The sequence below is a fragment of the Pseudomonas flavocrustae genome (assembly GCF_029872515.1).
Lineage (GTDB): Bacteria > Pseudomonadota > Gammaproteobacteria > Pseudomonadales > Pseudomonadaceae > Chryseomonas > Chryseomonas aestiva.
In genome coordinates this window covers 524,009-544,378 of sequence record NZ_JAPDIQ010000003.1, presented here as the reverse complement: position 1 = coordinate 544,378, position 20,370 = coordinate 524,009, and the positions used below count along the sequence as shown (strand labels likewise).

General features: G+C 67.4%; 17 protein-coding genes and 1 pseudogene. 14 read left to right on the top strand and 4 right to left on the bottom strand.

Annotation, left to right across the window (positions count from 1 at the left end; translation table 11 throughout):
- The first annotated feature begins 12 nt into the window (after nt 1-12).
- From OMP44_RS10430 to OMP44_RS10415, 5 genes and pseudogenes are all read left to right on the top strand, one after another.
- A complete protein-coding gene (locus tag OMP44_RS10430; RefSeq protein ID WP_273862094.1) occupies nt 13-1,071 on the top strand; it encodes a sensor histidine kinase in 1,059 nt (352 codons plus the stop codon).
- On the top strand, nt 1,068-1,709 hold the full coding sequence (locus OMP44_RS10425) for a response regulator transcription factor (RefSeq protein WP_280307695.1): 642 nt from the start codon (nt 1,068-1,070) through the stop codon (nt 1,707-1,709). Before OMP44_RS10430 ends, OMP44_RS10425 begins: the two co-directional genes overlap by 4 nt.
- A 140-nt stretch (nt 1,710-1,849) precedes the next feature.
- Nucleotides 1,850-2,620, top strand: a pseudogene (locus OMP44_RS24965) (MCP four helix bundle domain-containing protein); the annotation flags it as partial.
- On the top strand, nt 2,594-3,478 hold the full coding sequence (locus OMP44_RS24960; RefSeq protein ID WP_431312633.1) for a methyl-accepting chemotaxis protein: 885 nt from the start codon (nt 2,594-2,596) through the stop codon (nt 3,476-3,478). The pseudogene OMP44_RS24965 and the gene OMP44_RS24960, both read left to right, overlap by 27 nt.
- A 183-nt stretch (nt 3,479-3,661) precedes the next feature.
- On the top strand, nt 3,662-4,888 hold the full coding sequence (locus OMP44_RS10415; protein ID WP_280307692.1) for an HD-GYP domain-containing protein: 1,227 nt from the start codon (nt 3,662-3,664) through the stop codon (nt 4,886-4,888).
- A gap of 34 nt (nt 4,889-4,922) precedes the next feature.
- Here the strand turns inward: OMP44_RS10415 and OMP44_RS10410 are convergent, their stop codons facing one another.
- On the bottom strand, nt 4,923-5,546 hold the full coding sequence (locus tag OMP44_RS10410) for a VOC family protein (protein WP_280307689.1): 624 nt from the start codon (nt 5,544-5,546) through the stop codon (nt 4,923-4,925).
- A gap of 129 nt (nt 5,547-5,675) precedes the next feature.
- Nucleotides 5,676-6,143 (bottom strand): winged helix-turn-helix transcriptional regulator, encoded by a 468-nt coding sequence (locus OMP44_RS10405; protein WP_280307685.1) that lies wholly within the window; start codon nt 6,141-6,143, stop codon nt 5,676-5,678.
- A gap of 92 nt (nt 6,144-6,235) precedes the next feature.
- Between OMP44_RS10405 and OMP44_RS10400 the strand changes: the two genes are divergently transcribed.
- The gene (locus tag OMP44_RS10400) at nt 6,236-7,198 is read left to right on the top strand and encodes an aromatic alcohol reductase (RefSeq protein WP_280307683.1); all 963 of its coding nucleotides are present in this window, start codon (nt 6,236-6,238) and stop codon (nt 7,196-7,198) included.
- A gap of 144 nt (nt 7,199-7,342) precedes the next feature.
- On the opposite strand, the gene OMP44_RS10395 is transcribed toward OMP44_RS10400, so the two are convergent.
- Complete coding sequence (locus OMP44_RS10395) at nt 7,343-8,185, bottom strand: IclR family transcriptional regulator (protein ID WP_280307680.1); 843 nt, start codon at nt 8,183-8,185, stop codon at nt 7,343-7,345.
- Nucleotides 8,186-8,267: 82 nt separating this feature from the next.
- Here OMP44_RS10395 and OMP44_RS10390 point away from each other — a divergent pair, with 82 nt between their 5' ends.
- The 8 genes from OMP44_RS10390 (at nt 8,268) to OMP44_RS10355 (ending at nt 18,934) form a co-directional block, all read left to right on the top strand.
- The gene (locus tag OMP44_RS10390; protein ID WP_280307678.1) at nt 8,268-9,080 is read left to right on the top strand and encodes an enoyl-CoA hydratase/isomerase family protein; all 813 of its coding nucleotides are present in this window, start codon (nt 8,268-8,270) and stop codon (nt 9,078-9,080) included.
- Nucleotides 9,077-11,164 carry an acetate--CoA ligase family protein gene (locus tag OMP44_RS10385; RefSeq protein ID WP_280307675.1) on the top strand — a complete coding sequence of 696 codons (2,088 nt, stop codon included), beginning with the start codon at nt 9,077-9,079 and terminating at the stop codon, nt 11,162-11,164. The genes OMP44_RS10390 and OMP44_RS10385 overlap by 4 nt, the downstream gene beginning before the upstream one ends.
- 217 nt (nt 11,165-11,381) lie before the next feature.
- A complete protein-coding gene (locus tag OMP44_RS10380) occupies nt 11,382-12,209 on the top strand; it encodes an ABC transporter ATP-binding protein (RefSeq protein ID WP_280307673.1) in 828 nt (275 codons plus the stop codon).
- 26 nt (nt 12,210-12,235) lie between these two features.
- A complete protein-coding gene (locus OMP44_RS10375; protein ID WP_017641233.1) occupies nt 12,236-13,003 on the top strand; it encodes an ABC transporter permease in 768 nt (255 codons plus the stop codon).
- A gap of 42 nt (nt 13,004-13,045) precedes the next feature.
- Nucleotides 13,046-14,044 (top strand): ABC transporter substrate-binding protein, encoded by a 999-nt coding sequence (locus OMP44_RS10370; protein WP_187979467.1) that lies wholly within the window; start codon nt 13,046-13,048, stop codon nt 14,042-14,044.
- A 65-nt stretch (nt 14,045-14,109) separates the two neighbouring features.
- Complete coding sequence (locus OMP44_RS10365) at nt 14,110-15,360, top strand: OprD family porin (protein ID WP_280307665.1); 1,251 nt, start codon at nt 14,110-14,112, stop codon at nt 15,358-15,360.
- An 18-nt stretch (nt 15,361-15,378) separates the two neighbouring features.
- On the top strand, nt 15,379-17,460 hold the full coding sequence (locus tag OMP44_RS10360) for a 3-hydroxyacyl-CoA dehydrogenase NAD-binding domain-containing protein (protein ID WP_280307662.1): 2,082 nt from the start codon (nt 15,379-15,381) through the stop codon (nt 17,458-17,460).
- Nucleotides 17,461-17,608: 148 nt separating this feature from the next.
- Complete coding sequence (locus OMP44_RS10355; protein ID WP_280307659.1) at nt 17,609-18,934, top strand: M20/M25/M40 family metallo-hydrolase; 1,326 nt, start codon at nt 17,609-17,611, stop codon at nt 18,932-18,934.
- A gap of 47 nt (nt 18,935-18,981) precedes the next feature.
- On the opposite strand, the gene OMP44_RS10350 is transcribed toward OMP44_RS10355, so the two are convergent.
- Nucleotides 18,982-20,106, bottom strand: coding sequence for an MFS transporter (locus tag OMP44_RS10350; RefSeq protein WP_280307657.1), 1,125 nt, complete (start codon nt 20,104-20,106; stop codon nt 18,982-18,984).
- Between the last annotated feature and the right edge of the window lie 264 nt (nt 20,107-20,370).

Below are 20,370 nucleotides of genomic sequence, written 5' to 3'. Positions count from 1 at the left end.
GAGAGACTGGCCATGGATCGACGACCCTTCGCCACCACCACCCACTGGCTGCGGCTAGGGGGCCTCTGCGCCCTGGCGCTGGGCATCGCCCTGCTGGACACCTTCACCGACCGGGAGATCGCCATCGGCGTCTTCCAGGTGGTGGTGGTGCTCCTGGCGGCCGGCTTTCTGTCGGCGCGCGGGGTCACGATCACCGCGCTGGGCTGCACGCTGCTGGTGCTCTGCAGTTATATCGCCACCCGGAGCGGGGATCAGGAGGCTGGGCTGGTCAACTGCATCATCAGCCTCCTGGCCATCGTCGCGGTCGCCGCCCTGTCCCTGCGCCTGGAGGCCGCCAAGCGCGCCGCTGACGCGGCCCGGACACGCCTGGCCCAGGCCGGGCGCCTGAGCCAGCTGGGTGAACTGGCCGCATCCATCGCCCATGAGGTGAACCAGCCGCTCACCGCCATCGCCGCCAGTGGCAACGCCTGCCAGCGCTGGCTGAGCAATCAGCCGCCGCAGGTGGAGCGCGCCGTGCAGGCGGCGCAGCGGGTCATCGACGACGCCCACCGCGCCAGCGCGGTGATCGCCCGGGTGCGCAGCCTGGTGCGCCAGGCGCAGGTGGCCAAGGATTGGCTGAACGTCGCCGATACCGTGGAGCAGGTGCTGGATTTCGTCCGCGCCGAATTGAGCCAGCGTCAGGTCGCCGTGGAGGTCCGCCTGCAGGAGGGTCTGCCGCCGCTGCTGGCCGACGAAAGCCAGCTGCAGCAGGTCATCCTCAATCTGCTGCTCAACGCCCTAGACGCCCTCGAAGGGATGCCGCCCGAGCAGCGGCGGGTGGTCATCCAGGTGGGACAGGACACCGCCGGCGCCATCCGCCTGGGCGTGGAAGACAGCGGTCGCGGCTTGACGCCCATGGCGCGCGAGCAGATGTTCGAGGCCTTCTACACCACCAAGGCGCAGGGCATGGGCCTGGGACTGGCGCTCAGTCGCTCCATCGTCGAAGCCCATGGCGGGCGGATCTGGGCCACCTCGCTGCCGGAAGGCGGCACTGGGGTCTACTGCAGCCTGCCCAAGGATCCACAACCATGACCTCTCAAAGCCTGACCGACCAGACCCAGTCCGCGCGGGTCCACCTGGTGGACGACGACGCCTCGGTGCGCGCCGCCGTGGAAGACCTGCTGGCGTCCGTGGGGCTCAGCACCCGCAGCTATGTCTCGGCCGCCGATTTTCTCCACCGGGCGCGGCTGGACGAACCGGGCTGCCTGGTGCTGGACGTGCGCATGCCCGGCATGAACGGCCTGGACCTGCAGCAGGAATTGCAGCGGCGTGGCCTGGCCCTGCCGATTATCTTCATCACCGGCCATGGCGACATCCCCATGTCGGTCCGGGCGATGAAGCAGGGCGCCCTGGAGTTCCTCACCAAGCCGTTTCGTGACCAGGACCTGCTCGATGCCATCGACCAGGCGCTGCGCAAGGCGCAGGACGCCCATGCCCAGCGCCGGCAGTTGCAGGCCCTGCAGACCCGCCTCGACACGCTTAACGAGGGCGAACGGGCGGTGCTGGCGCGGGTGGTGACCGGCCTGCTCAACAAGCAGATCGCCGCCCAGCTGGGGGTCAGCGAGATCACCGTGAAGGTGCGCCGCGCGGCCCTCATGCGCAAGCTGCAGGCCGGCTCCCTGGCGGAACTGGTCAAGATGGTGGAGCGGCTGGAGGCGTCACGCGGCTAGGTCATTGCGACGCGCCATGCAGCCGCTGGACAGCCTCCGCAGCTTTCTTGTCGCGCCAATCGCTGACGCGCTAAAGAAAGGCATTAGTCAGTCGATACGGGCTTTAGAGGATCGCCTTCCGCCGATCCAAGGAGCCCGTCTTGAATCTTCGTCAGCTACGCATCGCCCCCCGCGCCACCCTCTGCTTCGGTGCGGTCACCCTGTTCGTGATGCTGCTCGGCGCCTTCGCCCTGGTCCAGCTCAAGGCCCTGCGCGCCACCGAGCAGGCGATGGAAGCCGAATGGCTGGCGAGCGTCCAGACCACCGATGACATTCAGGTCGCGCTGCTGCACACCCGCCTCGAAAGCATCCGGCTGCTGGCCAGCGAGGACAGCGCGGCCATGGCCCTCGCCACCCGGCAGATCCAGGTGAATCGCGATCTGATGAACGCCCGGACGGCCTATTACCGCGACCACCTGATTTCCACCGCCGAGGAACGCAGCAACTTCGACCAGGCCGCCCTGCAGATGAAAGGCTATCTGGACGGACTGGATCGGGTGGTGACCCTGGCCGCCAGCGATCGCGCTGAAGCCCTCAAACTGGCCAATGGCGAGCAGCGCCAGCGCGCCGAAGGCTATCAGGAGCAATTGACCCGGCTGCGCGAATTCAACGGCGAAGGCGCCCGCCATGCCGGGGAAGCGGCGACGGGCATCTATGACCAGAGTGTCAGGATCGTGGTCGGCATCATGCTGCTGGCGGTGCTGGTCACCCTGCTGCTGGCCTGGCGGCTGACCCGTAGCCTGGCCCAGCCGATCGGCGCTTCCCTGGCCGTGGCCAATGCCATCGCCCAGGGCGAGCTGACCGGCAAGATCGATCCCACCGGCAAGGACGAAGCCGCCGGGCTGATGCGCGCCCTGGCGCAGATGCAGGACAACCTCAAGGACACCCTGCACGGCATATCCAGTTCTTCCAGCCGCCTGAGCGACACCGCGCGCACCATGCACGCTGTCACCGACCAGGCCAGTCGCGCTCTGGCGAGTCAGAACGCCGAGATCGACCAGGCCGCTACCGCGGTCACCGAGATGAGCGCCGCGGTGGAAGAGGTGGCCCGCAACGCCTCGTCCACCTCCCAGGCCGCGCGGGACTCCAGCGCCGCCGCGGAAAGCGGTAATGCCAAGGTTGGCCAGGCCCTCGATGCCATGCAGCGCCTCACCCAGCAGGTGCAGTCCACCTCGGTGCAGGTCGAAGGCCTGGCCGGACAGGCCCAGGACATCAGCCAGGTGCTCAGCGTGATCGGCGCCATCGCCGAGCAGACCAATCTGCTGGCGCTCAACGCGGCCATCGAGGCCGCCCGGGCGGGCGAACAGGGTCGCGGTTTCGCCGTGGTCGCCGACGAGGTCCGCGCCCTGGCGCATCGTACCCAGACCTCGACCCGCGAGATCGAGCAGATGATCCAGGCGATCCAGAAGGGCTCGGCCGAAGCCGTGGATTCCATGCAGCTCAGCTCCACCCAGGCCCAGGCCACCTATGCGGTGGCCCAGGAAGCCGGGGCGGCGCTGAGCGACATCCTCCAGGCCGTGCGCCTGATCGACGAGCGCAACCTGCAGATCGCCACCGCCTCCGAAGAGCAGGCCCACGTCTCTCGCGAGGTGGACCGCAACCTCATCAGCATTCGCGATCTGTCGGTGCAGACCAGCGACGGCAACCGCGAAACCGTGGGTGCCAGCGAGCAACTGTCGGAACTGGCCGGCGAACTGCAGACGCTGGTGCGACGCTTCAAGCTGGCGTGAGGGGAGGGCGCGCCGTCTGGTATCGCGCGCCCCGAAGTTACAGACAGTTACCTCTGACCACTGTTTTTTGCCAGCTCATCGGCGCGGGCAGGCTGGATGCTTCCCTGGATGATGGCATTTTGGTATCAATGGTTATTGTAATACCTATTAAATCCCGCCCACCGACGTGCTTGCCGAGAAGCCATGGCGCTGCCCCAATACAGCATCAGAGTGCCCGTGTCCCAGTTGCAGCTGGGCATGTACGTCTGCGAACTGGATCGGCCCTGGGAAGGCACGCCCTTCCTGTTCCAGGGATTCCCCATCCAGAGCGTGCAGGATCTCCGCACCCTGCAGGACACCTGCGAGTTCGTCTGGGTGGACCGGCGCCAGAGTCCTGCCGTGACGCCGCTATCGGCTAACCTGTCCGCCAACCTGGCGGCCAGCGCTCAGGCCAAGACCTATGCCATCGACTACCGGGGTGAGGTCAAGACCACCGAACCGGTGTGGCGCGAGGCCCGCGCCGTATCGATGCGGATGCTCGACGCCGTCAAATTCGGCAAGGAACTCAACGTCAGCGAAGTCCGGCGGGCGGTCGGCGAGTGCGTCGAGAGCGTGCTCAAGCACCCCGCGGCCAGCCTCTGGCTGGCGCGCATCAAGCAGCGTGACCACTACACCGCGGAACACTGCCTGCGCGTCTCGCTCTATGCCATCGCCCTGGGCAAGGCGCTGGGCATGCTGCCCCTCGAACTGGAAGAACTCGGGGTGTGCGGCATGCTGCACGACGTCGGCAAGATCAAGGTGCCCGACGAGATCCTCAACAAGCCAGGCCGCCTGACCGAGGAAGAATTCCGCATCATGCAGGCCCATACCACCTACGGCTATCAGTTGCTGATGGCCAACAGCGAGGTGCCGCCCGCCGCCGTCGACGTCGCCCATACCCACCACGAACGCATGGATGGCAAGGGCTACCCCCGCCAGTTGCCAGCGCAGCGCATCCCCTTCAAGGCCAAGATCATCGCCGTGGTGGATGCCTACGACGCCATCACCAGCGATCGCCCCTACAGCGAGGGCCGTTCCAGCCTGGAAGCCTTGCGCGTCCTCTTCGAAGCGCGGGGCACGCAATTCGACGAAGTCGTCGTCCTGGCCTTCATCCAGCTGATCGGCGTCTATCCGCCGGGCGAGATCGTCGAGCTGAGCACCGGCGAGGTGGGCATCATCATCGGCTTCGACGCCGGCAGCAAATTGAAGCCGCGGGTGCTGATCGTGCTGGACACCAGCAAGCAGCCGCGACCGGAGCAGGTACTCGACCTGGCGCGCAATCCGCTCGATGAGCAGGGGCGCCTCATCAGCGTCCGCGCGGTAAAACCCTCGGGTGCCTATGGCATCGATATCGACGCCTACCGCGCCAAGGGGTTGGTGGTGCCGGGCTGAGTGGGCGTGCGGGTCGGCCGCCAGCGGTTGGCCATCAGAGGGTCTTCAGACCCGTTGGCGTCTCCAGATAGGCCAGCAGGTCGGGTCTCTCGCCAGGCATCACCGCGACGGGCCCGGAAAAACCGATCGCCTCCAGCTGCTGCCCGAGCACTGCGGCAGCGGGATGCATGAGTTCCAGACGCTGCAAGCAGCAGCCCTGGTCGATCAGCCCTGACGCGGGGTGCCGGGCATCGCCCCAGTCGATCAGGCTGGGCAGGACACCACCCAGCCGCAGCTGTCCATCGGCGTGGATCGATATCTGCCAGGCCAGCGTGCCGCGGCTCATCGACTCGATGCGGCCGAAGGTCTGCGTGAGGCGCGCATCCGCCTCAGCCAATCCCCGGGTCCTGGCCACCCAGTGCGCCAGGCGGGGCTCGGCATCGGGGCCCAGCTCATCCAGCCCGAACCAGCGCGGTCTGGTCGGCGGTGGAGCGTCGGGGTCCGGGGCTATGACTTCCAGGTAGCAGTCACCCAGGCGCAGCAGGAGGTTGTGGGTGCCCATGCGCGCGTGTTTGCCGCCGGGCTGCAGCGCCACGCCCAGGCGCTGCTCGACATGCAGAGCGCCCGCGGCGAGGGTCGGGGCCACGATGACCAGATGATCCAGGCTGGAACGTCTCATGGGTGCGACTCCTGAGTGGGTGAGGTGCGAGCACGAAAGGGGCGGCAGGGTCCGTTTGGCGTTCACCAGCCAGGCCTGGGTCACGATGGCAGCCACCGCGGAACGCAGTGGCTGCCCTGGCGGTTCCATTCAGGGCCGTGGGTCTTCGTCAATTGGCTCGTCCGGCATGGGCCTTGGCGATTGCCACGCCGGCTTCTCGTGAACTCGCTCATCGAAGGCACGGCGCGCGGCGCGGAAGTCTTCGACATTCTCGATGACCCAGGTCCAGATGGGCGTCATCCGGATCAGCAGACTCAGGCCCAGCGGCGTCAATTCGTATTCGACCCGGGGCGGGACTTCGTCGAAGTCGTGGCGCAGCAGCAGGCCGTCACGTTCGAGGGCGCGCAGGGTCTTGGTCAGCATCCGCTGGGTGATGCCCGAGAGTTGCCGCGCCAGCTCGGCATGCCGCATGACGCCATAGACCCCAAGCGCATGCAGGACCCCCAGGGACCAGCGACTGCCCGCATGGGTCAGCACCTCCCGGCGTACGCCGTCTTCGTCCCGCCTGAGCGTCTGGCAGATGGCTTCGGACTTTCGGAGGATCTCCAGATCGGTCATCTCGTCCCCTGGTATCACGCGTGTGCCTTCTTCTGAGCGCCGCTGGCGTCTGCCAGCATTCGCTCATCTTACACCTGACGTCTGGAGGCATGATGACTGCCCAATTCCCTACCGCTACCCAATCCATTCTCGTACTCGGCGCCGGCGAACTCGGTCTGCCGGTGCTGCGCAATCTCGCCCGGCTCTCCGGGCAAAAGCCGGGCTCGCGGATCAGCGTGCTGCTGCGCCAGGCCACGCTCGACAGCCAGGAGCCTGGCAAGAAAAGGGAGATAGACGAGCTGCGCGCGCTCGGCGTCGAGCTGGTTGCTGCCGACCTGGTCAGGGATTCCATCGAGCAGCTGGCGGCGGTCTTCGCCCAATTCGATACCGTCGTCGGTTGTGCCGGCATGGTGGCAGGACGGGAAACCCCCATGAAACTGGCGCGTGCAGCACTCGCCTCCGGCGTGAAACGCTACTTTCCCTGGCAATTCGGGGTGGACTACGACGTCATCGGTCGGGGCAGTCCCCAGGACCTGTTCGATGCGCAACTCGATGTGCGTGAACTCCTGCGGGCCCAGCACCAGACCGAGTGGGTGATCATCTCCACCGGGATGTTCACCAGCTTCCTGTTCGAACCCGTGTTCGGGGTGGTCGACCTCGTAACGGCTACCGTGAATGCACTGGGCAGCCTGGATAACTGCGTGACCCTGACCACCCCTGACGACATCGGCAGGCTGACCGCCGAGATCGTCTTCCTCGAGCCACGTTTCTGCAATGAAATCGTCTATCTCGCGGGTGATACCCTGGCCTATGGCGAGCTGGCCGAGCTGCTGGAGCGGGTATTGAAGCGTCCCTTCAAAACCAATGTCTGGTCGGTTCCCTACCTGGTGGACGCCATGGAGCAGGAGTCCGACGAGGATGCCAAGCACATCAAGAAGTACCGTGCCGTCTTCGCCCAGGGCCGCGGCGTCGCCTGGCCGATGGAAACCACCTTCAATGCCCGGCACGGTTTCGCGGTGACCAGCGCAGAGCAGTGGGCGCTGGAGCACCTGGGCGAGGCCGGGCGTGCCGAGTGAGCCTGGCCGGGCCGGGACGTAGCCCGGTCAGGTAGGGCGGTGCCCCCGCTGTACTACCGGGCTCAACCAGTCTTCAGTAATAGGCAGGAGTGACACCACGGAGCGGAAGGATGGCCTCTCGGGCGGAGATGTTGCCCCGAGACATCACGTCAGTCCGCCAGGATCACTCCCACACGCCGCCCTGATCTCCCTGGCCAATTCCAGCAGCACCTCGGCATAGCGCTCCTCGATCTCCGCCTCCGACAGCGGGGTGGCCAGGCTGATGTTGAGGGCATGGGTGCGATAGCCGGGGAGGCCGAGGGGGGTGGCGATGGCGACCACTTCGGGTTGCCAGGCAGCCAGGCAGTAGCCCTTGCTGCGGACGCTGGCGAGGGCGGCGCGGATCTCCTGTTCCAGTGGCGCCCGGCGTGCCTCGCAGCGGCGGGCGCAGAAGGTGGCGATCAGCGTTTCGCGCTGGGCTTCGCCCAGGCCGGCGAGGCAGGCGCGGCCCAGGGAGGTGATGTCCATCGGCAGGCGCTGGCCGACCAGGACGTTGCGCGGGGTCTTGCGTTGACTCAGGCGAATCGACTCCAGGTAGATCATCTCGTCGCGGTCCGCCGCCGCCAGACTGACGTTGACCTGGTGCTCCCGCGCCACCTTGATCATCAGCGGCGAGGCGGCCTGCAGGAGGCTGCTGCCCTGGTGCATGGCATGGGCCAGGCCGAGAAAGGTCGGCGCCAGGCGATAGGCGCTGCGGCCGCTGTCGTAGTCCAGAAAGCCGGTACGCACCAGGGTCTGGGTCAGGCGGCTGACGGTGGACTTGGCCAGGCCGAGGAGGTCGCTGAGGTCGCCATTGGTGAGGTATTCGGTGCCCGGACGAAAGGCGCGCAGGACATCCAGGCCACGCTCCAGCGAGCGGTTGGCCGGTGCCTTGCCCTGGCCAGGCATGTCGGCGGCGTGCGGCTCGGCGACGGCGTGTTCCACCTGGTGGAATGGCTGCGTTGTCATGACAGGTCTCCTCGCGCAGATTGATTTCAAGCCTGGCGCAGATCCGGGCAGCCAATCAACCCAAGAATAAGAGAGGCCTCCCATGACGACAGCTCCCGAATCCTCGACCCCCATCGAGCTGACGGTGACCCAGGGCATCGCCACCCTGACACTCAACCGCCCCGAAGCGCGCAATGCCATCAGTGACGACATGCGCACCCTGCTGATCGAGCACCTGGAGCGCATCGCCGCCGACAGCGCGATCAAGGCGCTGATCCTGACCGGTACCGGCAAGGGCTTTTGCGCCGGCGGCGACATCAAGGGCATGCAGGCGCGCATGAGTGCGCCGGCCGGTTCGGTGGCCTTCAACGGCTGGAAGCGCCAGCAACGGGTTCACCATGCCGTTTCGCTGCTGCACAACCTGCCCAAACCGACCATCGCCGCGGTCAACGGCGCCGCCACCGGGCTGGGCTGCGACATGGCGCTGAGCTGCGACTTCATCATCGCGTCCGAGCAGGCGTCCTTCGCCATGAGCTACATCGCCCGCGGCCTCATCCCCGACGGTGGTGGCCTCTACTTCCTGCCACGGCGGGTCGGCCTGAGCCGGGCCAAGGAGCTGATCTTCACCGGTCGCACCGTCGCGCCGGGCGAAGCCGAGCGCATCAACATGATCGACCGGGTGGTGCCCCACGATGCTCTGCTGCCAGCGGCCCAGGACTGGGCGCTGCAACTGTCCGCCGGTTCCGCCACGGCGCTGGGGCTGAGCAAGTCGATCCTCAACAATACCTTCGAACTGACCCAGGGCCAGATCTCGGCCATGGGCAGCCAGGCCCAGGGCATCTGCTACACCTCCAGCGAACACCAGGAGTCGGTCGCCGCCTTCCTGGAGCGCAAGAGCAATGGTGGCCAACGATGAGCGCCCTCGACCGTCTGCTCAGTCCGGCCAGCGTCGCCGTCATCGGCGCCTCGGGCGACGCCCGCAAGACCTCCGGCCGGCCCATCGCCTTCCTGCGCAAGCATGGCTTCCAGGGACGCCTCTATCCGGTCAATCCGCGCTACGAGGAGATCGACGGCCAGCGCTGCTATCCCTCTATCGCCGAGTTGCCCGAGGTGCCGGACGTGGCGGTCATCCTGCTGGGTGCCGAACGTGCCAATCAGGCGGTGGCCGAACTGGCGGCGCTGGGCTGTGCGGCGGCCATCGTGCTGGCCGGCGGCTATGGCGAAACCGGGGAGAGCGGCATCCGCCGCCAGGCGGAACTCCAGGCCGCGCGCGGCGGCATGCGTATCCTCGGCCCCAATACCATCGGCCTGGTCAACGTCAGCGAGCGCATCACCCTGTCCGCCAGTGGCGCCCTGGACATGGACGCCCTGCTGCCGGGCAGGGTGGCCCTGGTCTCCCAGAGCGGCGGCATCCTCGGTGCCTTGCTCTCTCGCGGCGTGGCGGCCGGCATCGGCTTTTCCAAGCTGATCTCCACCAGCAACGAGGTGGATCTGGACGTCGCCGACTTCGTCGACCATCTGGCCGGCGATCCGGCCACCGCGGTGATCGCCCTCTACCTCGAAGGGCTGCGCGACACCGCCAGGTTCACCCGCGCCGTGGGCCGGGCCCGCGCCGCCGGCAAGCCGGTGGTAGTGTTCAAGGTCGGCCGTTCGGAAGCCGGCGCCAGCGCCGCGGCCTCCCATACCGGCGCCCTGGCTGGCTCCGACGATCTCTATTCGGCCTATTTCCGCCAGCTCGGGGTGATCCGCGCCGAGACCTTCGCCGACCTGCTGGACATTCCCTTCGCCCTGGCCAGTGGCCGGGTCATGCAGGGCACCCGGGTAGCCATCCTGACCTCCACCGGTGGCGCCGGTACCCTGATCGCCGACAACCTGGGCGTCAACGGCTTCCAGACCCCGCCGCCCGGCGCGGAGACAGCGGCGCGACTGCGCGCCCTGGACGTCGGCGACCAGGCGGTGCTCGACCGCAATCCCATCGACCTGACCCTGGCGGGTCTGCAACCGGAGGTGATGCGTGGCGCCATCAGCATCCTGCTGGACAGCCCCGACTATGACGCGGTGATCAGCGTGGTGGGTTCCTCCGGGGTGGCCCAGCCGCACCTGATGGCCGATGCCATCCGCGACAGCCTGGCCCATTCGACTAAGCCGGTGCTGGCCTATATCAGCCCCCATGCGCCGGCGGCGGCGCAGCGCATCAACGGTTCGGGCGGGGTGGCCTTCAGCGCCCCCGAAAGTTGTGCCGGAGCGCTCAAGGCGCTGGCCTTGCAAGGCAGCTATGCAAGGCAGCGGCCGGGGCAGCTCGGCGCCGCTCCCTTGGCCGAGTCGGTGGCTCTGGCGGACCTGCAACCCGGCCCGCTGGACGAGGCGCGCAGCAAGCAGCTCTACGAAACCTTCGGCATTCCGGTGACCCGCGAGCGGGTAGTGGGCGATGCGCGTCAGGCCGAGGCGGCGGCCCGCGAACTGGGCGGCGAGGTGGTACTCAAGGTGCTCTCGGCGCGCATCCCGCACAAGAGCGAGGTGGGCGGCGTGGCCCTGCGGCAGCGACCCGAGGGGATCGGTGCACGTCTGGAGCGGATGCGCGACGAGGTGACCACCCAGGTCGGCTTCGATCCCGAGGCCTTCCTGGTGCAGGAAATGGTCAGCGGCGGCGAGGAGCTGATCCTCGGCTTCACCCGTGATCCGCAACTGGGCCCGGCGCTGCTGCTAGGCATGGGTGGCGTGACCGCCGAACTGTTCCAGGACACCACGCTGCGCCTGCTGCCGGTGACCCTGGAGGATGCCCGGGAAATGCTCGCTGAATTGCGTACCTATCCCTTGCTGGACGGCTATCGCGGCCGACCCAGGGCCGACGTCGAGGCGGCGGCGCACTGCATCGTGGCGTTCTCCGACATGGCCCTGCGCCTGGGCGAGCGCCTGCAGGAAGCCGAGATCAATCCGCTGCTGGTCAGGCCACACGGGCAGGGCGTGGTCGCCCTCGATGGGCTCACCGTGCTGAGCTGAAGCGGTGCTGTTCCACAGGGTGGAATAGCACCATTGCCGCTCAGGTTCACCCTTGCATAATCCAAGAACGCTTCATTTCTGACTCATAACAATAAGTAGGTCACTATGAACAGCTTCCAGATCAATCGCCCATGGTGTGCATCCCTACCGTCAGACGCCGTCGCGTCGTTCATGAGTCCTGAACCCGACGCCACGTCCTCGAACCGGGAGTAACGCCATGTCCGCCGTACTGAAGAACGCCAGCCCTCGCGAGCCGATCGGCAGCATCGCCCCGGCGCCCACCGTGATTTCCTTTCGCAACGTCGCCAAGGCCTTTACCGTCAAGGGCGTGGCGAAACAGGCTTCCCACAGCATCAACGTCGACATCCAGCAGGGCCAGGTGGTGACCATCGTCGGTCCTTCCGGTTGCGGCAAGTCGACCCTGCTCAACATGGTGGCCGGCCTGTTCGCCCCCACCGAAGGCCAGGTGCTCTACAGCGGCCAGCCAGTCAAGGGCATCAACGGCCGCACCGGCTACATGACCCAGAGCGATCACCTGCTGCCCTGGCGCGACGTAGTCGGCAACATCGCCGTGCCCTTGGAGATCCGCGGCGTGGGCAAGGCCGAACGCCAGGCACGCATCCGCGAGCTGGTGGCCCTGGTCGGCCTGGAAGGCCACGAAAAGGCCTACCCGAGCCAGCTTTCCGGGGGCATGCGCAAGCGCGCCGCGCTGGCCCGGCTGCTGGCCTACGATCCCGAGACCCTGCTGATGGACGAGCCCTTCGCGGCGCTCGATGCCCAGCTGCGCATGCGCATGCAGACCGAGCTGTTCAAGCTCAGTCGCCAACTCAAGAAGACCGTGCTGTTCGTTACCCATGACCTGGACGAGGCGGTGGCCCTGGGCGATCGCTGCCTGATCTTCTCCGGCCGTCCCGGCACCATCGTGCGCGACGTGACCATCCCCCTGGGCGACGAGCGCAACATCCTGCAGCTGCGCAAGGACCCGCGTTACCACCAGCTCTGCGGTGACCTCTGGGAATTCATCACCCCGAGCCAAGACGCCTGAGCGGCCCACCCCTGGAGAATCCTGCTATGAACATCTTTCTCGGCCGCGTCGCCATCTTTGCCGTCATCCTGCTGTCCTGGCAGTTCGCCTCGGGACCGCTGGTGGATCCCTTCTTCGTCAGCTCGCCCAGCGAGATCGGCGGCCGCTTCGTCGAGCTGGTCGCCAGCGGTCGGCTGTTCGCCCATGGCTGGATCACCGTCGTCGAGACCCTGGCCGGCTTCTTCTGCGGCGCCTGCGCCGGGATCAGCGTCGGCCTGCTGCTGGGTCGCAACGAGACCCTGGCCAAGCTGCTCGATCCCATCCTGATCTCCATCTACAGCCTGCCCAAGGTGGCCCTGGCGCCGCTGTTCATCATGTGGTTCGGCATCGGCATCGAGATGAAGATCATCCTGACCGCCACCATCGTGTTCTTCCTGGTGTTCCTCAACACCTACAGCGGCGTGCGTGCGGTGGAGCGCGAGCAGTTGGAGATCCTGCGGCTGATGGGCGCCAAGGAACATCACCTGATCGGCAAGGTGGTGCTGCCCTCGGCCATCCAGTGGGTGTTCACCGGGCTCAAGCTGTCGGTGCCCTATGCGCTGATCGGCGCCATCGTCGGCGAGATCATGGCGGCCAACCGCGGCCTGGGCTACCTGCTGCAGGACGCCGCCGGCCAGCTGGACACCGCCGGGGTCTTCGCCGCGCTGCTGGCGATCATCTTCCTGGCGCTGCTGCTGCAGGCAGCGGTGCGCAAGCTGGAAACCGCGCTGATGCCCTGGAAGAAGGAACAGGACGCCCGCGAACTCTCGATCTGATCGCCCCCACTACCCATTACAAGAAGAAGAGAGGTCTTTGCCATGTCGTTCAAGCGTCTGTTTTCCGCCCTCGGCCTGAGCGCCGCGCTGCTTACCGCCACCCCCGCCGTGCAGGCCGATGAAGCGGTCAAGGTGGCCATAGGTACCGAAGGTTTCGTGCACATGCCGCTGTTCGTGGCGCTGGATGCCGGGCTGTTCAAGAAGCACGGGCTGGACGTCAGCCTGGTCAAGTTCAAGGGTGGCGGCGCCGCCGCCTCCGGGCTGGTCAGCCGCTCGGTGGAGTTCTGTTCCTGCGCCATCCAGAACGCCATCAACGCCAAGGTGAAGGGCGCCGACGTGACCCTGCTGGGGCGCATGGTCGGCCAGTATGCGAGCAACGTGGTGATCCGCCAGGAGGTGGCCGACCGCCTGGGGCTGAACGCCAACTCCACCGTCGAGCAGCGCCTGGCCGCCTTCAAGGGGCTGCGCCTGGCGGTCAGCGGTACTGGCGGCAGCGCCGACTTCCTGGTGCGCTTCCTCGGCCAGGAAGCCAAGCTGCAGTCGGAGAAGGATTTCACCCTGCTGTACCTGAACAATGGCGGCGCCATGCTGGCCGCCTTCGCCCAGGGCCGCATCGACGGCTTCGCGCTGTCGTCGCCAGCGTCGGACAGCGCGGTGATCGAGCAGAAGGGCTTCACCCTGCTGGACATGTCCGAGGGCCAGGTAAAGGCCCTGGACGGCTATCCTTCCATCGCCCTGAGCGCTCGCCGCGAGTGGTCGCAGGAGCATCCGGACACGGTCAAGGCCTTTCTTGCCGCGCTCAACGACGCCACCCAGCTGATCAGCCAGCATCCGGACGAGGCCGCCAAGGCCGTACGTACCCGCTTCGAGGGCGTCAACGACCAGGTCTATGCCGCCGCCTGGAAGAACAACCGCAAGTCCTTCCCCGCGACGCCCTATCTCACCGATGAGGACGTCCAGCGCGCCATTACCTTCCTGGGTCAGATCCAGAACACCCAGATCCCCGGTACCGCCGCCGACTACCTGACGCAGGTGCGCTGAACCGCACGCTTCCTTCCATCCCCCCTGGTACGCCGCGGGCGGCTAGGGTTCGGTAGAGACCTCCTATGCACAGGCATCATGACAAGCCGATCCTGGCGGCAGGGCTGGGTATTGCCCTGCTGTCGCCCCTCACCTATGCCGACGGCTTCCTCGAAGACAGCAAGGCCACCCTGGAGCTGCGCAACTTCTACATGAATCGCGACTTTCGCGACGGCAGCGGCCAGTCCAAGCGCGAGGAGTGGGGCCAGGGCTTCATCCTCAAGTACGAATCCGGCTTTACCCAGGGCACCCTTGGCTTCGGCCTGGACGCCCTGGGCCTGTTGGGGTTGAAGCTCGATTCGGGCCGTGGCCGCACTGGCACCGGTCTGCTGCCGGTAGACGACGAGGGCCGCGCGCCCGGCGAGTACGCCAAGGCCGGGGCGACCTTCAAGGCGCGTCTCTCCAAGAGTGAGTTGCGGATCGGCACCCTGCTACCGCGCTGGCCGACCCTGGTCACCAACAATGGCCGCCTGCTGCCCCAGACCTTCGAGGGCAGCCAGTTCGAATTCAGGGAGATCAAGGGACTGACCCTGACCGGCGCCAACATTCAGCGCACGGTCTATCGCGACAGCTCCGGGGCCGACGGCCTTTCGCTGAACAACAAGAATCGCCGTTTCAGCGGCTCCCTCGAGGGGAGCGATTTCAATGTCGTCGGCGCCCTCTACCGCTTCGGCACCACCACCGATGTGAGCGCCCAGTACGCCGTGCTGGAAGATGTCTATCGCCAGCGCTTTCTTGGTCTGACCGACCGCCGCAAGGGCGACTGGGGCGCCTTCCTCACCGAGGTGCGGCTGTTCGACAGCGACGACGAGGGTAGCGCCCGCGGCGGACGCATCGACAACCGCGCCTTCAGCGCCCTGGGTACCTACAAGCGCGCCGGCCACTCCCTGGGCCTGGGCTATCAGAAGATGTCGGGCTCGACGGCCTTTCCCTACGTCAATGGCACCGACCCCTATCTGGTCAACTTCGTCCAGGTGGGCGATTTCGCCGAGACCAATGAGCGCTCCTGGCAGGCGCGCTACGACTACGACCTCGGCCAGCTGGGTATCCCCGGCCTGAACTTCATGACGCGCTTCGTACGCGGCAGCCAGGCCGAACTGCGCGGCGGCGCGTCCGGCGCCGAACGGGAACTGGATGTGGAGCTGCAATACGTGCTGCAGGGCGGCTCGCTCAAGGGCCTGAACCTGCGTCTGCGCAGCGCCACCTACCGTTCCGATTTCTCGCGGGACGCCAATGACGTCCGCGTCATCGCCAGCTATCCGCTGTCGCTGCTCTGACCCTTCGGGAGACCCTACATGACCACCGTGACTCTGCAACGGATCGACGCCCTGGGCGTCATCACCCTGGACCATCCACCGGTCAATGCCCTGTCCCGCGCGGTGCGTGCGGGGCTCCTGGCACGGCTGCAGGAGGCCCTGGCCGATGATGGGATCCAGACGCTGGTGATCACCTGCGCCGGGCGGACCTTCGTCGCCGGCGCCGACATCCGCGAATTCGACCTGCCGCTGCAGGAGCCCCATCTGCCGGAGGTACTGGCGGCCCTCGAAGCCTCGCCGAAGCCGGTGATCGCCGCGCTGCATGGCACGGTATTGGGCGGTGGGCTGGAGTTGGCATTGGCCTGTCATTACCGGGTCGCGGCGACCGCTGCCACCTTCGCCTTGCCGGAAGTCAGCCTGGGCTTGATCCCGGGCGCGGGCGGCACCCAGCGCCTGCCGCGCCTGGTTGGCGCGCCCCTGGCGCTGGACATGATCGTGGGCGGCACGCGCCTGGATGCCAGCGCGGCGCTTGGCGCGGGGCTGATCGATGGTCTGGGCGAGGGTGAACCTCTGGCCCTGGCCCAGGGCTTTCTGCGTGATCATCCTCCCTTGTCGCCACGGCCGACGGCGGTCCAGACGGTACCCCCGTTCGACCCCGACGCCTTCGAGGCCCAGGCCCGCGGGCTGCTGCGCAAGTTGCCGGGACAGGAGGCACCGGTGCTGGCGCTGGACGCCTTGCGCGGTGCCTGGCAGCTGCCGCTGTCCGCCGCCCTGCAGCGCGAGCGTGAGCTGTTCGTTGCCCGGCGCGAGTCCGCCCAGGCCCGGGCCCTGCGCCAGGTGTTCTTCGCCGAGCGCGCCCTGGCGGGTCGTAATCGCGCCCTGGCCAAGGCGGCGCCTCCCGTAGCGTTGCGGCAGGTGGCGGTGATCGGCGCGGGGCTGATGGGCAGCGGTATCGCCCTCTGCCTGGCCAACGCCGGCCTGGCCACCGTCCTGATCGATACCCAGCCGCAGGCCTTGGAACGGGGCCGCGCCACTATCGACAGCTATTTCTCCGGGGCCCTGGCCAAGGGCCGCCTGACGGCGGATCAGGCCAACGCGCGCGCCGCCCTGATCCGCTGTGAAACGACGCTGGACGCGGTAGCCGACGCCGATCTGATCATCGAGGCGGTGTTCGAGGATCTGGCGGTCAAGCAGGAAGTCTTTCGTCAGCTCGATCGCCTGGCCAAGCCCGGCGCCATCCTGGCCACCAACACCTCCTATCTCGATATCGATGCCATCGCCGGGGTGACCGGCCGACGGGAGGCGGTGATCGGCATGCACTTCTTCAGCCCGGCCCAGGTGATGAAGCTCCTGGAGGTGGTTCGGACCCGCGCGGTCGCGCCCGCCGTACTGGCCACTGCCCTGCAACTGGGCGAGCGCCTGGGCAAGACCACGGTGGCGGTGGGCAACTGCCATGGCTTCGTCGGCAATCGCCTGCTGGCGGTACGCGAACGCGAGGCGACCCTGCTGGTGGAAGAGGGCGCCGCCCCCGAACAGGTCGACCGGGTGCTGCGTGAATTCGGCTTTCCCATGGGTCCCTTCGAGCTGCGTGACCTGGCCGGGATCGACATCGCCTGGCGCAATCGCCAGGGGCGGGGTGAATCCCTCAGCCCTGCCGAGCGGGCCTGCGACCTGATCGAGCAGCTGCACGCCCGCGGCCGTCTTGGCCAGAAGTCCGGCGCCGGCTACTACCGCTATGAGCCGGGTCAGCGCCAGGGCCAGGCGGATCCCCTGGTCGCCGGGTTGCTCGCCGCCCACCGTCAGCGCCGGGGTCTCACCCCGCGCAGCCACAGTGATACGGAGATCCTCGAACGCTGCCTGTTCGTGATGATCAACGAGGCAGCCTGGCTGCTGGAGGAGGGCATCGTCGAACAGCCGGTCGACATCGATCTGGTCTGGCTGCACGGCTACGGCTTTCCGCGCTATCGCGGCGGGCTGCTGTACCACGCCGACCAGTGCGGGCTGGAGCGAATCGTCAGCACCCTGGAAGGCTGGTCCGCCGCCCTGGCCGAGCGCGGGACGCGAATCTCTCCGCGGCTCAGGCAGCTGGCGGCCGAGGGGCGGAGGTTTCTGGACTCCTGAGTCGCGAGGAGCACCCTGAACGACGCTGCATATCCGAGAGCGCCCGGTTCTTTGACCTTTCGTTCGCGGGCACCTAGGGTCAGGCGGGGCGCATTCGTCTGACGATTGCGCTTCTTCGGAATACCAATTCAGGCAATGGGAGTGTCAGATGTCTTTTGCTCGTTCGGCCTTGGCCAACCGCTTTTCCGCTCTAGTGCTTACCGCAGCGACCGCCACCCTGGCGTTGCCCCTGGCCGCCGCGCCGGGCGTCGAGGGTTCCCTGTCTGCCGTCCAGGGCGATGCCCGGGTCACCAAGGCGCTGGACGCGCTGCGCGCCGATGACGGCCGCACCTTCACGGAACAGAAGCATATCGCCCAGATTCCCGCGCCGCCGTTCAAGGAAAAGGTGCGCGCCGATTATTACCTCAAGCGATTCCAGGAGCTGGGTCTCAAGGACGCCAGCATCGCCCCGGAAGGCTATGTGATCGCCACCCGCAAGGGCAGCGGCCAGGGTCCGCAGCTGGTGGTCTCGGCGCACCTGGATACGGTGTTTCCCGAGGGCACCGACCTGACCCTGAAGGAAAAGGACGGCAAGACCTACGGCCCTGGCATCGGCGATGACGCCCGGGGCCTGGCGGCGCTGCTGTCGGTGATCGACGCCCTGAACAAGAGTGGCATCGAGACCGTGGGCGACCTGATCTTCGTCGGTACCGTGGGCGAGGAGGAGCTCGGCAACCTGCGCGGGGTGAAGGCCCTGTTCAAGGATCGCCAGGGCATCGACGGCTTCATATCGGTGGACGGCATCGACGTGCGGCGGATCGTCAATCGCGGCACCGGCAGCCACCGCTACGAGATGACCTTCAAGGGCCCGGGTGGCCACAGCTTCGCCGAATTCGGGCGACCCAGCGCCATCCACGCCATGGGTCGCGCCATCGCCAAGATCGCCGAGGTGCGGCCGCCCAAGGAGCCCAAGACCACCTTTACCGTGGGCACGGTGCAGGGCGGCACCTCGGTCAACGCCATCGCCGGCGAAGCGCGCCTGACCCTGGACATGAGATCCAACGAGGAGGCCGCGCTGCTGGCGGAAGAGAAGGAGATCCTGGCCCTGGTGCAGGACGCGGTGAAGGAGGAGAACAAGCGCTGGGACACCGATCAGATCTCGGTCGACATCAAGCTGATCGGTGACCGTCCGGCCGGTGGCACCGCGGAGGATTCGCCCATGGTACAGACGGCGCAGCGCTCCATCGCCGCCGTGACCAACGGCGCCAAGGTCACCTTGAGCGGTGGCAGCACCGACTCCAACACCGCCATGTCCCTGGGCGTGCCGGCCATGACCATCAGCGGCGGCGGGGAGGGCGGCAGTGCCCACTCGCTGGCGGAGTGGTACAAGCCGGTGGATGCCTACCAGGGGCCGCAGAACGTGCTGCTGACCAGCCTGACCCTGGTCGGCGTCAAGGGCGTCAGCGAGCCGGTGCTGCAGGCCCACGGCAAGTAGCGGCAGGCAGACCCTGGCGTCCGCAACGGACGCCAGGGTACGGATAGCTACGCGGCAGCCGGTTTCAATTTCAGGCAGGCCAGGGAGCTGATCAGGATGGCCAGGCCGGACAGCGGATACAGCAGGGTCGAAGGCACCAGGGGGATGAGCACGCCCGCCAGCAGCGGCCCCACGCTGGCACCCACGTCGCGCCACATGGCGTTGGAGGCCAGCGCCGGCAGCCGGGCCTGGCCGGGATGGCGGGTGGCGACCAGGGTCACCGCCAGGGGGATCTGCAGGGCGCGCAGGATCAGTACTCCGCCGGCGCCGAGGATCAGCCAGTGGAAGCCGAAGGCGATCAGGAACAGCGCGGTCAGCGTCGAGCAGACCACCAGCATGGGCGCCGCGCCATAGCGATCCGCCGCTCGACCGCCGAGCGGGCTGAGCAGCATGTCGGACACATAGCGCAGCGCCATCAGCAGCCCGGCCACCAGCACGGCATCGCCGCCCAGTACCGCCTGGGAAAAGGCCGACAGGCCAAAGATGAACAGGCCGTCCAGGGTCACGCCCTCGATGAAGGACCAGGTGACGATGCGATCCGGCCAGCGCAGGCGCCGCCCGGGCGCCGGCAATTCGTGACCGGCGCGCGGCAGCCCCAGGGCCAGCAGCAGGCCGATCAGGCAGAGACCGCTGCTCAGCAGCAGCACCGCCCGCGGCCCGTATTGCAGGGTGAGCCAGGCACCCGCGGACAGAGCGAGCATGGGGCCGATGGCGATCAGCGCCCGGGAGGTGCCGGTGCGCCGGGCGGCGCCGGCCGGGTCGGCGGTGGCCAGCACCTGGGTGGACAGGTTGAAGGTGGCGAAACTCAGGCCCCAGGCCAGGCGTAGCCCCAGCAACGCCCAGAAGCCCGAGAGGTTGGCGTTGCCCAGGGCGCAGAGCGCGGCCACCACGGCGGCCACCACCAGGCTGCGCCGATCCCCGCAGCGGGCATAGAGCTGCACCACATAGCGATAGCCGACGATGCGGATCACCCGGTTGGCGGCCAGCAGGATGCCGGCTTCGATCAGGGTGATGCCGAAGACCGGGGCGTACATGGGCAGGACGAGGTAGAGCAGCACGTCGCTGGGCAGGCAGCAGGCGAGGACGATGGCCGCGCGCCGGGAGGCCTGGTCGACGGACCGGGAAGAGGTCATGCGCGAAAGATTCCTGTGGACGAGGTGACGTCCAGCCCTTCGGTCGGCAGCTGGACAGCGGGTTGCACGGGCGGCATTGCCGGACAGGCGCCTGGCAGAGGCCGTGGCTGCAACGAGACTGTCATTATCTCTTCTTTTGCAAGAGGTGTCCGCCAGGCGAAGCGGCTGAACTAACCCCGGGCGCGCGCAATCCTTTTCAGTGCGTCTTGCGTTGCGCAGTGGCCGCCCGGCCCTGCCACGTCCCGTCTAGAAAAGGAGTCGTCA

Excerpts from the sequence above, each read along its gene's own strand:
- OMP44_RS10430 (WP_273862094.1), top strand. The coding sequence starts at position 13 with ATGGATCGACGACCCTTCGCCACCACCACCCACTGGCTGCGGCTAGGG.
- OMP44_RS10425 (WP_280307695.1), top strand. The coding sequence starts at position 1,068 with ATGACCTCTCAAAGCCTGACCGACCAGACCCAGTCCGCGCGGGTCCAC.
- OMP44_RS24960 (WP_431312633.1), top strand. The coding sequence starts at position 2,594 with ATGCGCGCCCTGGCGCAGATGCAGGACAACCTCAAGGACACCCTGCAC.
- OMP44_RS10415 (WP_280307692.1), top strand. The coding sequence starts at position 3,662 with ATGGCGCTGCCCCAATACAGCATCAGAGTGCCCGTGTCCCAGTTGCAG.
- OMP44_RS10410 (WP_280307689.1), bottom strand. The coding sequence starts at position 5,546 with ATGAGACGTTCCAGCCTGGATCATCTGGTCATCGTGGCCCCGACCCTC.
- OMP44_RS10405 (WP_280307685.1), bottom strand. The coding sequence starts at position 6,143 with ATGACCGATCTGGAGATCCTCCGAAAGTCCGAAGCCATCTGCCAGACG.
- OMP44_RS10400 (WP_280307683.1), top strand. The coding sequence starts at position 6,236 with ATGACTGCCCAATTCCCTACCGCTACCCAATCCATTCTCGTACTCGGC.
- OMP44_RS10395 (WP_280307680.1), bottom strand. The coding sequence starts at position 8,185 with ATGACAACGCAGCCATTCCACCAGGTGGAACACGCCGTCGCCGAGCCG.
- OMP44_RS10390 (WP_280307678.1), top strand. The coding sequence starts at position 8,268 with ATGACGACAGCTCCCGAATCCTCGACCCCCATCGAGCTGACGGTGACC.
- OMP44_RS10385 (WP_280307675.1), top strand. The coding sequence starts at position 9,077 with ATGAGCGCCCTCGACCGTCTGCTCAGTCCGGCCAGCGTCGCCGTCATC.
- OMP44_RS10380 (WP_280307673.1), top strand. The coding sequence starts at position 11,382 with ATGTCCGCCGTACTGAAGAACGCCAGCCCTCGCGAGCCGATCGGCAGC.
- OMP44_RS10375 (WP_017641233.1), top strand. The coding sequence starts at position 12,236 with ATGAACATCTTTCTCGGCCGCGTCGCCATCTTTGCCGTCATCCTGCTG.
- OMP44_RS10370 (WP_187979467.1), top strand. The coding sequence starts at position 13,046 with ATGTCGTTCAAGCGTCTGTTTTCCGCCCTCGGCCTGAGCGCCGCGCTG.
- OMP44_RS10365 (WP_280307665.1), top strand. The coding sequence starts at position 14,110 with ATGCACAGGCATCATGACAAGCCGATCCTGGCGGCAGGGCTGGGTATT.
- OMP44_RS10360 (WP_280307662.1), top strand. The coding sequence starts at position 15,379 with ATGACCACCGTGACTCTGCAACGGATCGACGCCCTGGGCGTCATCACC.
- OMP44_RS10355 (WP_280307659.1), top strand. The coding sequence starts at position 17,609 with ATGTCTTTTGCTCGTTCGGCCTTGGCCAACCGCTTTTCCGCTCTAGTG.
- OMP44_RS10350 (WP_280307657.1), bottom strand. The coding sequence starts at position 20,106 with ATGACCTCTTCCCGGTCCGTCGACCAGGCCTCCCGGCGCGCGGCCATC.